This window comes from Winogradskya humida (assembly GCF_016862215.1).
Classification (GTDB): domain Bacteria; phylum Actinomycetota; class Actinomycetes; order Mycobacteriales; family Micromonosporaceae; genus Actinoplanes; species Actinoplanes humidus.
The window spans coordinates 89380-103482 of the sequence record NZ_BOMN01000010.1 but is presented as its reverse complement, the minus strand read 5'-3'; the positions used below and the strand labels follow the sequence as shown (position 1 = coordinate 103482).

The window sequence follows — 14103 nt, the reverse complement described above, 5'->3', positions numbered from 1 at the left end:
ACACGCCAGGTGCCGCTTGCGGGAGTGCGTTGTGGCGTGCCGCTCCCGCTTCGTACTCTTTTCCTGCCCCCGGCCCGGGTGCGTGGGAAAGGACACCGGTGTTCTACTGGCTACTGAAGTACGTGTTTCTAGGACCTGTCCTGAAATGCCTCTTCCGCCCCGATGTGCGGGGTCTGGACCATATTCCGGAGACAGGTCCGGTGATTATCGCCTGTAATCACCTGTCCTTCTCCGATTCGATCTTCACACCCCTGGTGCTGAAACGCAGGGTGACGTTCGTCGCCAAAGCGGAGTACTTCACCGGGAAGGGGGTCAAAGGCTGGCTCATGCGCCAGTTCTTCGTCGGCACCGGGACGATCCCGGTCGACCGTTCCGGTGGCAAGGCCGCCCGGGCGGCCCTCGACACCCAGCTGCGCGTCCTCAACTCGGGAAACGTCGCCGGCATCTACCCGGAGGGCACCCGTTCCCCGGACGGCCGGCTCTACCGCGGCAAGACGGGCGTGGCCCGGCTGGCCCTGGAGAGCGGCGCGGTCGTCGTCCCGGTCGCCCTGCTCAACACCGACGAGATCCAGCCGACCGGCACTCTCATCCCGGCGATCAAGCGCGTCCGGATGCGCATCGGCCGCCCCCTGGACTTCTCCCGCTACGAGATCGCCGGCACCCCCGCCACCGGCGACCGTTTCGTCGAACGAGCGGTCACCGACGAGATCATGTACGAGCTCATGACCCTCTCCGGCCGCGAATACGTCGACGTCTACGCCGCCAGCCTCAAGAACCCCGCCCCATGACCCGCTCCCGCTACGACCGCCTCGCCGAGCTCCGCGAGCTCGACCCGGTCGCCGATGCCCACCGGATCTACCGCACGACCGCGGCGTACGAGTTCCCCCTCGACATGCGCCTGGGGCTGGTGCTGGCGTTCTGGCGTACGTTCGCGGTCCCGTCGATCGCCGGGCTGCTGCTCTCGACGGGAGAGACCACCCAGCGCACCGAGCGCCGCACCGACGACACCGGCATCCTGATGTACACGCTGATCGCCCACGGCCTGGACAGCCCCGAGGGCCGGACGGCCACCCGCCGGCTCAACCAGCTCCACCGCCGCTTCGCGATCAGCAACGACGACTACCTCTACGTCCTCGGCACCTTCGTCCTCTCGCCCGCCCGCTGGATCGACGCCCACGGCTGGCGCGAGCTCTGCTGCCACGAACGCACCGCGATGCTGACCTTCTACTCCACGCTCGGGCGCCGCATGAACATCACGGGCATCCCGGCGACCTGGGAGAGCTTCGAACAGTTCTATGACGCGTACGAGGCGGAGCACTTCGCGTACACCCCGGCAGCGGAACAGCTGATGACCGCGACCCGGGGTCTCCTCCCGCTCGACCCCCGCCTCACCGCCGCCCTCCTCGACCGCCCGCTCCGGGAGGCCACCGGCATCGCGGAACCCCCGTGGTGGGCCCGCACGCTCCTGAGCACGACCCTCACCACCCGCAACCTCTGGCTGCGCCACGCCGCCCGGCCACGCACCCACACCTGGCTGGAGAAGGGCGTCCCCGGCCGCACCTACCCCGACGGCTACGACCTCGCCAAGATCGGCCCTGAGAAGGTGGGTCAGTGACGACGATGTGGTTCGAGGACTTCCAGCCCGGTCAGATCTTCCGTACGCAGGGCCGCACGATCACCGAGGCCGACGTGACCGCCTTCGCGAACCTGACGTGGGACACCAACCCGGTGCACACCGACGCGGAGTTCGGGGCTGGTGGGCGGTTCGGGCAGCGGATCGCGCACGGCATGCTCGGGGCATCCTTCGCCCTCGGCCTGGCGAGCCGGCTCGGGGTCTTCGAGGGCAGCTCGATCGCCCTGCTCGGCGTCACGGACTGGCGCTTCCTCGCCCCGGTCCTGATCGGCGACACCCTCACCTGCCAGGTCGAGATCCGCGCCACCCGGCTCACCAGCAAGGGCACCAGCGGCATCCTCGACCGCTGGTTCACCCTGACCAACCAGCACGGCACGGTCGTCCAGGAGGGCCGCATGGACCTGATGGTCGCGCTCAGACCCTAGGCGACGGGCAGGGGCCGCCCGGGACCGTACGTGGTGCCGGCGCGGTCGCGTTCCAGCCAGCCCGACTCGACCAGCAGGCGGCGGGCGCCGGCGACGTCGTCGGTCACCACGGCGAGCCGGCGGTTGACGGTGTCCTCGTCGCAGAGCTCGTCGAGGGCCAGGTAGCGGGCCAGTAGCTCACCCATCAGCGAGTAGCGGTCGCTCAGCGTCGGCGGGAGACTGGTCACGCGACCGTGCGAAAAACAAGATCGAAGCTTGGGGTACGCCGTGAGCAGCGCACTGATCGGCTGCAGCGCATCGACGGCGGCGGCTGCGTCGCGCAGCTGGCCCGGATGGGCTCGGTAGACGCCGTTACCCGTGCCCGTGACGATCCCGGCCGCCACCAGGCGTGCGCAGGCGTCGCCGACCTCGGGGATCGACAGATCGAGGGGGTACGCCAGCTCGGCCATCGTGGCGCCTTCCGTGCCCCGGCGGACGAGGTCGGCGAAGACCCGCAGCCGGACGGGGACGGCGAGCTGGGTCAGGATCTCGGCAGCCTGGGCGGCGTCAGCGGACATCCCGACACCGTAGGTCCCGCGCCGCCGTCACTGCATCCGGTTTACCAGCGGTAGTAGGCCCATGCCCAGGTGCCGGCGATCGCCAAGGCCAGGACGACGTTGACCCACCGGATCCGCCTGGTGACGAGCCCGTCGTCGGGGCGCGGGCCGATCTCGCTGAGCGTGTCGATGAGCCACCGCGGGCCGCCTGCCAGGGCAGCCATCCCGAAGCTGAGCCCGGACGGCTCGAAGGCGGAGATGCTGATCGGCCGCCGGCCCCGCACGGTCAGTTCGTCCTTCGACCAGGAGTTCGCATCCGGGTACGTGATCAAGCTGCGAGCGACGTGCCAGCTGTGGAAAGTATTGCGGACGACGAGCTTGTCCGGGGTGACCACGATGCTCGTGCACGGCCCCATCAGGTAGACGAAGACCACCACCGGGGCGAAACCGACGCTGCCGGGGAAGGGGGAGAACCAGGCCAGGAAGACCTCGCAGGCGACGGTGAGCACCAGGAGGGCTCGGGCCTGCAGGTCGTTCTGATGGTGCACCCGCCGGTCCCGTGCCATGGGGGCAGGGTAGCGACGGGTGTCCACAAGGGTCAGCCGCCCATAGCCTTCCAGCGGGCCAGGTTGTGCTTCGCGTCGACCAGGGCGTCGTGGCGGCCCTGGGCGGTCGGCAGGGGTGGTTTGCCCTTGTCGTCCCAGAGCTGGCGCAGGTCCTTGGTGAAGCGGGGGATCTCGCGGGGCAGCGCCGGCATGGCACCCCAGAGCTGGGCGAGGGCGACGTGGTCGTACGCCGCATACCAGGCCCAGAGCTCGATCTGCTCGTCGCGGCCCTTGACCGGCTCCGTGAGGAACGCGTGCAGGTCGTCACGGATGCGTTCCCGTGAGCGCCATGCCGGGTCGGCGGGGGACGGCAGTTTGTCGAGCACGTTGCGGCGGACCCAGGGGATCGCCTTCGACTCGTCGAACTGGGTGGAAACGGCGTAGAACTCGCGCCCGAACTCGTCGACCATGCCGATGGACACCAGGTCGACCGTCAGGCCGTCCTCGATGAACTCGCAGTCGTAGAAATAGCGGTAAACCATCGCGGACCATCCTTGCCTACTCCTCCGAAGGATGTTCGCTCAGGGCCTCCCGGGCGTGGCGCAGCGCGTCGGGGTCGCCGCGCCGGGCCGCCCAGTCCGCCTGCACGGCCCACCGGAAGCGCAGCATCACCGGCAGTGCGGCGTGCAGTTCGTCCTCGGTGACCGGGGCGGCGGCGAGGTATCCGTCGAGCAGTTCCGCGGAGGTCTCCTCGCCGCCCGCGTAGACGACGGCGGCTGCCACGTCGTAGAGCAGCGGGCCGGTGCCGCTGGCGCCGCAGTCGAGCAGCCCCGCCCGGCCCGTGGCGGGGTCGACCAGGAAGATCTCCGGCGCCGGGTCGCCGTGCAGGACGCCGTAGGTGAGCCGGTCGGTGACGGTGAGCCGGGTCATCGCGGTGATCGCCCCGGTCACCGCCGCCCGCAGCCACGGCTCGACGGCCAGGTGAGGGGCGTCGGGGTCGAGCTGGTTCCAGCGGGCCAGCCCCGGGTGGTGGAAGCGTTGCAGGGCGCGGTGCACGGCGCCGAGCCGGTCACCCCAGAACTGCTGGTCGATGGGGTCGCGGCCGTCGAGCGTACGGCCGGGGGCGCGGCGCAGCACCGCCATGGGCCCGCAGCGCGTCTCGGCGGTGAGCGCGCCGCCGAGCGTACGGACAGGTTGTCCGGCTTCTATGCCTGTGGTCCGCAGATGCTCGGCCGCGGCGAGACCGGCCTCGACCGGCTGGCGTGCGGCAGGGGCGGCGAGACGGGCCACAAAGCGTTCGCCGCCCGCGGTCACGTCCCAGCCGTACGAGAGCAGGCCTCCGGGCAGCGCCGAGATCTCGGCGGGCAGCAGGTGCCACTGGTCGCGCAGCGTCGATCGAAGGAGGTCGTCATCCGGCACGGCGGCGATTATCTCGGTACTGAGGGTGACGACAACGGACACCGTGGGCGACAGTCACAGGGGGCGATTGGAGGGTTTACAGAAAGCAACATCCGCGAAATGATCGAACGGCATGCGCGGGAGGTATCAAATGGCGTTGATGACGCTCTTCATGCTAAGAGTGATCGTTCGCGTCGAGGGGCCGACGCCGGACAGCAGTGTCGACGGTGGTCCCGACCGGGGGAAGGACTGACCGTGGATCATCGGCTGCCGGAGCCGGGTGACGCGCTGACAGGTGTGGAAATGTTCGCTGGGCTGGAGCCTGACGTGCGCCAACGTGTCATCGCCGCGGCGGTGCCCCGCACCTACCGCAAGGGCCAGATTCTGTTCGTGGAGCATGACCCCGGGGATTCCCTCATCGTGCTGCGCCGCGGTGCCATCGCGGTCTTCCGCACCGCACCGACGGGTGAACGTGCGGTCCTCACCGTCGTCCGCCCGCCCGACGTTCTGGGCGAAGTGTCCCTCCTGGACGCTTCCACCCGATCGGCGAGCGCCGAGGCGATCGAGGACTGTCAGGCATTGGCGCTGTCCCGGGTGGCCTTCATGGACCTCGTGCACTCCAACCCGCGCATTCTCGACGCGGTGATGCGCTCGGTCGGCGGTCTCATCCGCCGCCTCACCGAGCAGAACGCCGACCACGTCTTCCTCGATCTGCCGGGCCGGGTCGCCAAGACCCTCGTGCGGCTCGCGGGTGACAGCCAGGCGCCGATGATCACCATCGAGCTGAACCAGAGCCAGCTCGCGGAGATGGCCGGCGGTTCCCGGCAGAGCGTCAACCAGGCCATCGGCTCGTTCGCCACCCGGGGCTGGCTGCGCACCGAGGGCCGTCGCATAGTCGTCACCGACGTGGGAGCGCTCCGCCGCCGGGCGGGCATGGCTGATCGCTGAAGGCTGTTTCGTCGGTGGTTTCCCGGGAAGTCGAAGGGGAACCACCGACGAAAGGAACTGCCATGGCTGAGCAGAAGACCGAGCAGGAGAAGCGCGAGACGCTCAAGGAGCTGGTCAAGGCCGCGCGGATCGGGATGCTGACCACGATGACGGTGGACGGCCGGCACGTGAGCCGCCCGATGGGGCTGCAGGAGGTCGAGTTCGACGGCGACCTCTGGTTCTTCACCTACTCCGACGCCGACCTGGTCGCCCAGATCAAGGTCAACCCGCAGGTGAACGTCTCGTTCAGCGATGACAAGCAGCACTCATGGACCTCGGTTTCCGGCACCGCCGTGCAGGTCGACGACCGGGCCAAGGCGGAGCAGCTGTGGAACCCGATGCTCAAGGCGTGGTTCCCGGAGGGGCTAGAGACGCCCACCCTCACCCTGGTCAAGGTGAACGCCGAGACGGCCGAGTACTGGGAGGCCGCGCGCAGCTCCAAGGTGGTCACGCTGCTCGGGGCCGTGAAGGCCGCTGTAACGGGAAAGACGCCGGACGCGGGGGAGAACGAAACCGTCGTGTTGTAGCGAGGCGAGCTGGTCCGTCCGCTGTGGGACGACTACAGTGCGCAGCGAAACCCGACAGGGAGGACGAGCAAATATGCGTATCGGCGTGCTCACCGGCGGCGGCGACTGCCCCGGACTGAACGCGGTGATCCGGGCGGTGGTCCGCAAGGGCGTAGCCACCTACGGACACGAGTTCGTCGGGTTCCGCGACGGCTGGAAGGGCCCCCTGGAGGGTCTGACGAAGCCGCTCGGTATCGCCGAGGTCCGGGGGATCCTGCCGCGGGGCGGCACCATCCTCGGCTCGTCCCGCACCAACCCGTTCAAGATCGACGGTGGTGTCGAGCGGATCAAGGCGAACCTCGCCGAGCAGGGCGTCGACGCGCTGGTCGCGATCGGCGGCGAGGACACCCTCGGCGTCGCCACCCAGCTCACCGATCTCGGCGTGAAGGTCGTCGGCGTGCCGAAGACGATCGACAACGATCTCAACGCCACCGACTACACATTCGGCTTCGACACCGCGGTCAACATCGCGATGGAGGCCATCGACCGGCTGCACACCACCGCCGAGTCGCACCACCGCACCCTGGTCGTCGAGGTCATGGGCCGCCACGCCGGCTGGATCGCGCTGCACGCCGGGCTCGCCGGCGGCGCCAACGTCATCCTGCTGCCCGAGCGTAAATTCGACGTGGAGCAGGTCGCCACGTACGTCACCAAGCGCTTCCAGGTCGAGTACGCCCCGATCGTGGTCGTCGCCGAGGGTGCCGAGCCCCTGGAGGGCCAGATGGTCACCCAGAACAAGGAGCTCGACGCGTTCGGCCACGTCCGCCTCGGCGGCATCGGCCAGTGGCTCGCCGAGACCCTCGAGGAGAAGACCGGCAAGGAGGCCCGCACGGTCGTCCTCGGTCACATCCAGCGCGGCGGCACCCCCACGGCGTTCGACCGTGTCCTGGCCACCCGGTTCGGGCTGCAGGCCATCGACGCCGTCAACGAGGGCGACTTCGGCAAGATGATGGCGCTGCGGGGGACCGACATCGTGCGCGTCCCGCTGGCCGACGGAACGGCCGAGCTCAAGACCGTACCCCTCGAGCGTTATGAAGAGGCTGAAGTCTTCTTCGGCAGCTGAGACGATTAACGTCAGGGTGGGTGATGAACCCACCCTGACGTTTGTCTAGAACCGGGAGTGCGCATGTCCGTCGTCGCCGTCATCGGCACCGGCAAGATCGGTGAACTGGTCGTCTCCGGACTGCTGCGCGCGGGCCGCCCGGCCGGCCAGATCCTCGTGACGGCCCGCCGCCCGGAACGCGGCGCGGAGCTGGCGGAGCGCTACGGCGTCCGCTCGGTCGACAACATCACCGCGGTCAACGAGGCGGACATCCTGGCGATCGCGGTCAAGCCGCAGGACGCCGGCACGCTGCTCGACGAGATCCGCGCGAAGGTCCCGGCCGACAAGCTGATCGTCTCGCTCTGCGCGGGCCTGCCCACGAGCTTCTTCGCGGCCCGGCTGCCCGAGGGCACCCCGGTGATCCGGGTCATGACGAACACCCCGGCACTGGTCGACGAGGCCATGACCGCCATCTCCGCCGGCCCGCACGCGACGGGCGAGCACCTGGCGATCGCCGAGGAGATGTTCAAGCCGCTCGGCTCGACGATCCGGGTCCCCGAGTCGCAACAGGACGCGGTCACGGCACTGTCCGGCTCGGGTCCCGCGTACTTCTACCTGCTCGTCGAGGCGATGATCGACGCGGGCATCCTGCTCGGCCTGCCCCGCCAGGTCGCCCACGAGCTGATCGTGCAGACGGCCATCGGCTCAGCGGTCATGCTCCGCGACTCCGGCGAACACCCGGTCAAACTCCGCGAAGCCGTCACCAGCCCGGCCGGCACCACCATCTCCGCGATCCGCGAGCTAGAGAACCACGGCGTACGAGCAGCACTGCTCGCCGCCCTCGAAGCCGCCCGCGACAGAGCCCGCGAGATCGCCGCCCAGAGCGCCTGATTCTGCCTGGTCTTTCGCCGCGGACAGGCTCAGCTTTCGCCGCGGACAGGCTCAGTTAGTACCAGATGGCGATGGCGGCGCCCTCGTTCTCCTCCGGGGGGCTGGGGTGGCTGTGGGCGGTGCCCGTGGCCATGCGGTGGGCGCTCCAGGCGACCGCTGCGGCGTCGAGGATGTCGTCGGGTGGGGCCTGGCCGGCGGGGCCGAGGTGGTCGGGCAGGACGATGCCGTGCTTGGCGAGGAGTTCGCGGCGGCGGGCCTGGCCGGTCCAGGTCTTTTTCGCGTACGCGAGGGGCTCGCCGGACATCTCCCGGAACGACACCTCGGGGTGGGCCTCGAAGAGCAGGCCGGGGTGGCGTTCCCAGATGGCGTTGGCCTCGAGGAGTTTCGGGCGCAGCGCCCAGGACTGGCGGCTGAGGCCGGCGCCGGTGAGTTCGCGGCAGACCCGGTTGGCCGCGGTGAAGTCGGCCTCCTGCCAGACCGCGCGGGGCGGCACCCGGAAGACGCTGCTGCGCCGCGGGCCGAGCTGATCGGCGGCGAGGGAGTCGGCGGCCCGCCAGCGGTCGGGGAGCATGCCGAGTGGGATGTCGACGCCGATGACGGCGGCGCCGGAGCTGCCGGCGACGATCTCGTAGAGGGTGGACGCGAGCATCGCCCGCCCGAACTGCCCGTCGCGCAGCTCGACGCCCACCCAGCCGAGGGCGTACGCGTCGACGCCGATCACATGGATGCTCATCGCCGTCGGCTCAGCGTGGCAGCAGCTTCTCGATGGTGGCGACGACCTGTTCGTCCTGCGGCTCGGTCCGGGGGCTGAACCGTGCCTGCACGGCGCCGCCCGGCGCGACGATGAACTTCTCGAAGTTCCACTGGATGTCCTCGCCGTCGCCGATGAGTTCACGGTAGAGCGGGTGCCGTCCGGGACCGTTGACGTCGGCCTTCGCCGTGATGGGGAAAGTGACGCCATAGTTGACCTGGCAGAACTCCTCGATCTCGGCGGCCGTTCCCGGTTCCTGACCGGCGAACTGGTTGCACGGGACACCGAGGACGACGAGGCCGCGGTCGGCGTACTTGCCGTAGAGCGCTTCCAGGCCTTCGTACTGGGGGGTCAGGCCACATTTGGAGGCCACATTGACCACCAGGACGACGTTGTCGCGGTAGCGCGCCAGGTCGGCGGAACCGCCGGTAAGGGTGTCGATGTCGACGTCGTAGATGGTCATGACGGCAGACTACGCGCTGTGCGTAGTTGAGTGCACGCCGTGGCGCCGACTCTGGACAAGTTACAACCCTGGGTAAACCGGCGTGACTTTCTTGACTCACCTTCATTGATGTGACTACGGTCTCCACAACTTCCCTTTGGAAAGTTTCCTAACTATCCCCCCCTGTATTGGTCCTCTTTCCCCCGTTGAGGAGCCTGCGTGAAGAAATCCCTCCGCCGCGTCCTGTGGGCCGGGGCGATCGTCGCGGTCACCACCGCGTCGCTGCCCGTGGTCCAGGCGTCCGCCGCCGCCGCGTGTGCGTCCCCGTGGAGCGCCACGGCGGTCTACACCGGTGGCATGTCGGCGTCGCAGTCCGGTCACAACTACAACGCCAAGTGGTGGACCCAGAACGAGAGCCCGGCGACCCACAGCGGTCAATGGGACGTCTGGGCCGACCAGGGTGCCTGTGACGGTGGCGGCACGACCCCGCCGACCACCGCCCCGCCGACGACGACCCCGCCGACCACGACACCCCCCACCACCACGCCGCCGACCACGACCCCGCCGACCACCACGCCCCCCGGCACCGGTGGCAAGAACGTCGTCGGTTACTTCGCGGAGTGGGGCGTCTACGGCCGCAACTACCACGTCAAGAACCTCGTGACGAGCGGCTCGGCCAGCAAGCTCACCCACATCCTGTACGCGTTCGGCAACACCTCGAACGGGCAGTGCTCGATCGGTGACGCGTACGCCGACTACGACCGCGCGTACACCGCCGCCGAGAGCGTGGACGGCGTCGCCGACACCTGGGACACCGGCGCGCTGCGCGGCTCGTTCAACCAGCTGCGCAAGCTCAAGAAGCAGTACCCGAACCTCAAGGTGATCTGGTCGTTCGGCGGCTGGACCTGGTCCGGTGGCTTCACCCAGGCCGCCGCGAACCCGACCGCGTTCGCCGACTCCTGCTACAACCTGGTCAAGGACTCCCGCTGGTCGGACGTGTTCGACGGCATCGACGTCGACTGGGAGTACCCGAACGCCTGTGGCCTGTCCTGCGACGCGAGCGGACCGGCCTCGTACAACAACGTCATCACCGCGCTGCGCAACAAGTTCGGCTCGAGCTTCCTGGTCACCTCGGCGATCTCGGCCGACGGCTCCAACGGCGGCAAGCTGGACGCCGCTGACTACGCGTCGGGCATCTCGAAGCTGAACCTGGTCTTCCCGATGACGTACGACTACTACGGCGCCTTCGCCGCACAGGGCCCGACGGCTCCGCACTCGCCGCTCACGTCGTACGACGGCATCCCGACCCAGGGGTTCTGGTCCGACGCGGCGATCCAGAAGCTGAAGAGCAAGGGCGTACCGGCCAGCAAGATGCTGCTCGGCATCGGCTTCTACGGCCGCGGCTGGACCGGCGTCACGCAGACCGCACCGGGTGGCAGCGCGACCGGCGCGGCGCCCGGCACGTACGAGGCGGGCATCGAGGACTACAAGGTCCTCAAGAACAGCTGCCCGGCCACCGGCACCGTCGGCGGCACCGCGTACGCCAAGTGCGGCAACAACTGGTGGGGTTACGACACCCCCGCCACGATCGGCACGAAGATGACGTACGCCAAGAACCAGGGTCTCGGCGGCGCCTTCTTCTGGGAGTTCTCCGGTGACACCAGCAACGGCGAACTGATCACGGCCATCAAGAACGGCCTCGGCTGATCTGAGTTTTCCCGCGGCGGAAAACAAAATGTAACTTCGTTTTGCGTCCCACAGATCGGGGCGCCGGGGATCCTCCCGGCGCCCCTTTCGTGACTCTGGATAGGCTTCCTGTCATGCAGCGTGAGTGGCATCAGCTCAGTCATCCCGGTCTCGGCGCAACGGCACTGCAGACCTCCCGCCCGTCCACCGACTCCGCCGAGGACTCGGCGCTCGGCCTGGACCGCTGGCGCGAGCTGGCCCGGGTGCAGATGCCGCCGTGGGAGGACATGGGCGAGGTCGCCGAGGTCTGCAAGGTGCTCGACGTCGTGCCGTCGATCGTGGCGCCGTACGAGGTCGACCAGCTGCGGCACCGGCTCGCCGAGGTGTGCGAGGGCCGGGCGTTCCTGCTGCAGGGCGGCGACTGTGCCGAGACGTTCGCCGACAACACCGAGAGCCACCTGCTCGCCAACGCGCGGACACTGCTGCAGATGGCGGTCGTGCTCACGTACGGCGCGTCGATGCCGGTGGTCAAGGTCGCCCGGGTCGCCGGTCAGTACACGAAGCCACGGTCGTCGGCGAAGGACTCGCTGGGGCTCCCCGCGTACCGTGGCGATCTGATCAATTCTCTTGAGCCCAACGAGGCCGCGCGGGTGGCGGACCCGCAGCGCATGATCCGGGCGTACGCGAACAGTGCGGCCGCGATGAACATGCTCCGCGCGTACCTGGCGGGTGGTCTTGCCGATCTTTCCGGTCTGCACACGTGGAACAAGGACTTCGTGCGCACCTCGCCCGCGGGGGAGCGTTACGAGGCCATCGCCCGCGAGATCGACCGGGCCCTCGACTTCATCCGCGCGTGCGGGATGACCGATGACGAGGCGCTGCGTACGGTCAGCCTGTACTGCTCGCACGAGGCGCTGGCGCTGGAGTACGACCGCGCGCTGACCCGGGTGTCGGACGGCAAGGCGTACGGGCTCTCCGGCCACTTCCTCTGGATCGGCGAGCGCACCCGCCAGCTCGACCACGCGCACATCGACTTCATCAGCCGCATCGCCAACCCGATCGGCGTCAAGCTCGGCCCCGGCACCTCCCCGGAGACCGCGATCGAGCTGTGCGAGAAGCTCAACCCGGACAACATCCCCGGCCGGCTCACCCTCATCAGCAGGATGGGCAATGGGAAGGTACGCGACGCGCTGCCGGCCATCGTCGAGAAGGTCACCGCCGCCGGCGCCAAGGTCGTGTGGCAGTGCGACCCGATGCACGGCAACACCCACGAGTCGTCCAACGGCTACAAGACCCGCCACTTCGACCGCATCGTCGACGAGGTCCTCGGCTACTTCGAGGTGCACCGCGGGCTCGGCACCCACCCGGGCGGCATCCACATCGAGCTCACCGGCGAGGACGTCACCGAGTGCCTCGGCGGCGCGCAGGGCATCGAGGACCTCGACCTCCCTGGCCGCTACGAGACCGCCTGCGACCCGCGTCTCAACACCCAGCAGAGCCTCGAACTCGCCTTCCTCGTAGCGGAGATGCTCCGTGGCTGACCTGCGTTCCGACACCGTCACCAAGCCCACCCCCGGGATGCGCGAGGCGATGGCCTCCGCCGAGGTGGGCGACGACGTCTTCGGTGACGATCCCACGGTCAACGCCCTCGAAGCCCACGTCGCGGAGCTCTTCGGGCACGAGGCGGCGCTGTTCTGCCCCTCCGGCACGATGGCAAACCAGATCGCCCTGCAGCTCGTGGTCCCGCCCGGCGGCGAACTCCTGGCCGGTTCGGACGCACACGTCGTCACGTACGAGCTGGGCGCAGCCGCCGCACTCGGCGGCATCTCCACCCGCACCTGGCCGTCCTGGGGCGCGGCGCTGGACACCGACGCGATCCTCGCCATGATCCGCCCGCCCGGCTACCCGTCGGTCCCGACCAGGGCGATCGCCGTCGAGCAGACCCACAACCTGGGCGGCGGCGGCGTGATCCCGCTCGCGGCCCTGCACCGCCTGCGCGAGGCGACCTTCGCGGACCTCGCCCTGCACTGCGACGGCGCCCGCATCTGGCACGCCCACGTCGCCGACGGCGTGCCGCTGTTCACCTACGGGCAGCTCTTCGACACCCTCTCGGTCTGCCTCTCCAAGGGCCTCGGCGCCCCGGTCGGCTCGCTGGTCGTGGGCTCCCGCGACCGCATCGCCCAGGCCCGGATCATCCGCAAACGCCTCGGCGGAGGCATGCGCCAGGCCGGCATCCTCGCCGCCGCCGGCCGCTACGCCCTCGACCACCACGTCAAACGCCTCTCCCAGGACCACACCCGAGCCCGCCGCCTCGCCGAGGCCCTGGAACCGTTCGGCGTCGTCGAAGTGGGCGCCGTCCGGACGAACCTCGTCCCGCTGGACCTGAGCAAATCCCGCCTCGACGCACCCTCCCTGGCCGCGGCGGCCAAGGAACACGGCGTGCTCATCTCGGCAATGCTGCCCCGCACCGCCCGCCTGGTCACCCACCTCGACCTCACCGACGACGACATCGACCAGACCATCACCGTCCTCCGCAGCCTCCTCAGCTAACCGCGCGGCTTGGGAATCCTTTTGAGCGCATTTATCCTCAATGCCTTCATGCCTGACTCCGTAAACTTTCCAGGCGTCATTACGCGGCTATGACCATCTAGCATGCCCTTCTCGTAGGCTGCTAGGAATCCGCGATCGCGCGTGACGCAATAAACGTTTGCCAACGGGTCGTCGCCGGCCAGAACCCGACACGCCCCGTAGATCATTCCGTCCTCATGGTCGAGCGGTGGGTTTCCGTCGGGACGGTACCCTTCAACGATTCCACCACCAGATTCGAAGACCAGTTCATGAATGAGGTTGTGGACGATTCCCTCCGCCGCTGGGCTGCTCCATCCGAGGCCGGAAAAGTCGCCGGGTTGGTCGGGGATCGCGGCTTGTGCTGCCATGCTACGAACGGTCTTGTCGATGTGAGTGGAGGTCCAGACCTCGAGTTCGTTGGCGCCGAAATTTCCAAAACGCGCATAGTCAATGGCTTGCAGGGAGTCGAGGGCGGGATTGCGCGGATGAGGAAATTTTCCATGCGCGAGGTCCGCTAGAACAGCTTGGACTTTGCTCCAGGCAAAGGGCTCGTCGAAAAGCCGTGCCGCATCGAGGTAGATGTTGCAGTCGAACACAATCACATTCCGGATATTCTCACCGTAAGTATTCAAC

At 68.7% G+C, this 14103-nt stretch carries 17 protein-coding genes; 10 read left to right on the top strand and 7 right to left on the bottom strand.

Annotated elements, in window-relative coordinates:
• Nucleotides 1–98 precede the first annotated feature (98 nt).
• From Ahu01nite_RS03080 to Ahu01nite_RS03070, 3 genes are read left to right on the top strand one after another with little or no spacing between them, the layout of a single operon-like run.
• Nucleotides 99–788, top strand: coding sequence for a lysophospholipid acyltransferase family protein (locus tag Ahu01nite_RS03080; RefSeq protein WP_203834812.1), 690 nt, complete (start codon nt 99–101; stop codon nt 786–788).
• Nucleotides 785–1615: an oxygenase MpaB family protein gene (locus Ahu01nite_RS03075; protein ID WP_203834811.1), complete on the top strand. Its 831-nt coding sequence runs from the start codon at nt 785–787 to the stop codon at nt 1613–1615. The genes Ahu01nite_RS03080 and Ahu01nite_RS03075 overlap by 4 nt, the downstream gene beginning before the upstream one ends.
• A gap of 5 nt (nt 1616–1620) precedes the next feature.
• Nucleotides 1621–2058: a MaoC/PaaZ C-terminal domain-containing protein gene (locus Ahu01nite_RS03070; RefSeq protein WP_239158599.1), complete on the top strand. Its 438-nt coding sequence runs from the start codon at nt 1621–1623 to the stop codon at nt 2056–2058.
• On the opposite strand, the gene Ahu01nite_RS03065 is transcribed toward Ahu01nite_RS03070, so the two are convergent.
• From Ahu01nite_RS03065 to Ahu01nite_RS03050, 4 genes are read right to left on the bottom strand one after another with little or no spacing between them, the layout of a single operon-like run.
• Nucleotides 2055–2615: a DUF2087 domain-containing protein gene (locus tag Ahu01nite_RS03065; RefSeq protein WP_203834809.1), complete on the bottom strand. Its 561-nt coding sequence runs from the start codon at nt 2613–2615 to the stop codon at nt 2055–2057. The genes Ahu01nite_RS03070 and Ahu01nite_RS03065 overlap by 4 nt on opposite strands.
• 41 nt (nt 2616–2656) lie before the next feature.
• On the bottom strand, nt 2657–3160 hold the full coding sequence (locus Ahu01nite_RS03060; RefSeq protein ID WP_203834808.1) for a hypothetical protein: 504 nt from the start codon (nt 3158–3160) through the stop codon (nt 2657–2659).
• A gap of 32 nt (nt 3161–3192) precedes the next feature.
• Nucleotides 3193–3681: a polyadenylate-specific 3'-exoribonuclease AS gene (locus Ahu01nite_RS03055; protein WP_203834807.1), complete on the bottom strand. Its 489-nt coding sequence runs from the start codon at nt 3679–3681 to the stop codon at nt 3193–3195.
• 16 nt (nt 3682–3697) lie between these two features.
• The gene (locus Ahu01nite_RS03050; protein ID WP_203834806.1) at nt 3698–4600 is read right to left on the bottom strand and encodes a phosphotransferase enzyme family protein; all 903 of its coding nucleotides are present in this window, start codon (nt 4598–4600) and stop codon (nt 3698–3700) included.
• Between the two features lie 192 nt (nt 4601–4792).
• Here Ahu01nite_RS03050 and Ahu01nite_RS03045 point away from each other — a divergent pair, with 192 nt between their 5' ends.
• From Ahu01nite_RS03045 to proC, 4 genes are all read left to right on the top strand, one after another.
• A complete protein-coding gene (locus Ahu01nite_RS03045; protein WP_203834805.1) occupies nt 4793–5485 on the top strand; it encodes a Crp/Fnr family transcriptional regulator in 693 nt (230 codons plus the stop codon).
• A 62-nt stretch (nt 5486–5547) separates the two neighbouring features.
• A complete protein-coding gene (locus Ahu01nite_RS03040) occupies nt 5548–6051 on the top strand; it encodes a pyridoxamine 5'-phosphate oxidase family protein (protein WP_203834804.1) in 504 nt (167 codons plus the stop codon).
• Nucleotides 6052–6124: 73 nt separating this feature from the next.
• The gene (locus Ahu01nite_RS03035; RefSeq protein ID WP_203834803.1) at nt 6125–7153 is read left to right on the top strand and encodes a 6-phosphofructokinase; all 1029 of its coding nucleotides are present in this window, start codon (nt 6125–6127) and stop codon (nt 7151–7153) included.
• Nucleotides 7154–7216: 63 nt separating this feature from the next.
• Nucleotides 7217–8023 carry a pyrroline-5-carboxylate reductase gene (proC, locus tag Ahu01nite_RS03030; RefSeq protein ID WP_203834802.1) on the top strand — a complete coding sequence of 269 codons (807 nt, stop codon included), beginning with the start codon at nt 7217–7219 and terminating at the stop codon, nt 8021–8023.
• 55 nt (nt 8024–8078) lie between these two features.
• On the opposite strand, the gene Ahu01nite_RS03025 is transcribed toward proC, so the two are convergent.
• Nucleotides 8079–8756, bottom strand: coding sequence for a DUF429 domain-containing protein (locus Ahu01nite_RS03025; RefSeq protein WP_203834801.1), 678 nt, complete (start codon nt 8754–8756; stop codon nt 8079–8081).
• Nucleotides 8757–8766: 10 nt separating this feature from the next.
• Nucleotides 8767–9237, bottom strand: coding sequence for a glutathione peroxidase (locus Ahu01nite_RS03020; RefSeq protein WP_203834800.1), 471 nt, complete (start codon nt 9235–9237; stop codon nt 8767–8769).
• Between the two features lie 198 nt (nt 9238–9435).
• On the opposite strand from Ahu01nite_RS03020, the gene Ahu01nite_RS03015 reads away from it, so the two are divergent.
• From Ahu01nite_RS03015 to Ahu01nite_RS03005, 3 genes are all read left to right on the top strand, one after another.
• On the top strand, nt 9436–10923 hold the full coding sequence (locus Ahu01nite_RS03015; protein WP_203834799.1) for a glycosyl hydrolase family 18 protein: 1488 nt from the start codon (nt 9436–9438) through the stop codon (nt 10921–10923).
• A gap of 113 nt (nt 10924–11036) precedes the next feature.
• Nucleotides 11037–12443 (top strand): class II 3-deoxy-7-phosphoheptulonate synthase, encoded by a 1407-nt coding sequence (locus tag Ahu01nite_RS03010; protein ID WP_203834798.1) that lies wholly within the window; start codon nt 11037–11039, stop codon nt 12441–12443.
• The gene (locus Ahu01nite_RS03005) at nt 12436–13452 is read left to right on the top strand and encodes a threonine aldolase family protein (RefSeq protein ID WP_203834797.1); all 1017 of its coding nucleotides are present in this window, start codon (nt 12436–12438) and stop codon (nt 13450–13452) included. The genes Ahu01nite_RS03010 and Ahu01nite_RS03005 overlap by 8 nt, the downstream gene beginning before the upstream one ends.
• On the opposite strand, the gene Ahu01nite_RS03000 is transcribed toward Ahu01nite_RS03005, so the two are convergent.
• Nucleotides 13449–14072: a hypothetical protein gene (locus Ahu01nite_RS03000; protein ID WP_203834796.1), complete on the bottom strand. Its 624-nt coding sequence runs from the start codon at nt 14070–14072 to the stop codon at nt 13449–13451. The genes Ahu01nite_RS03005 and Ahu01nite_RS03000 overlap by 4 nt on opposite strands.
• Between the last annotated feature and the right edge of the window lie 31 nt (nt 14073–14103).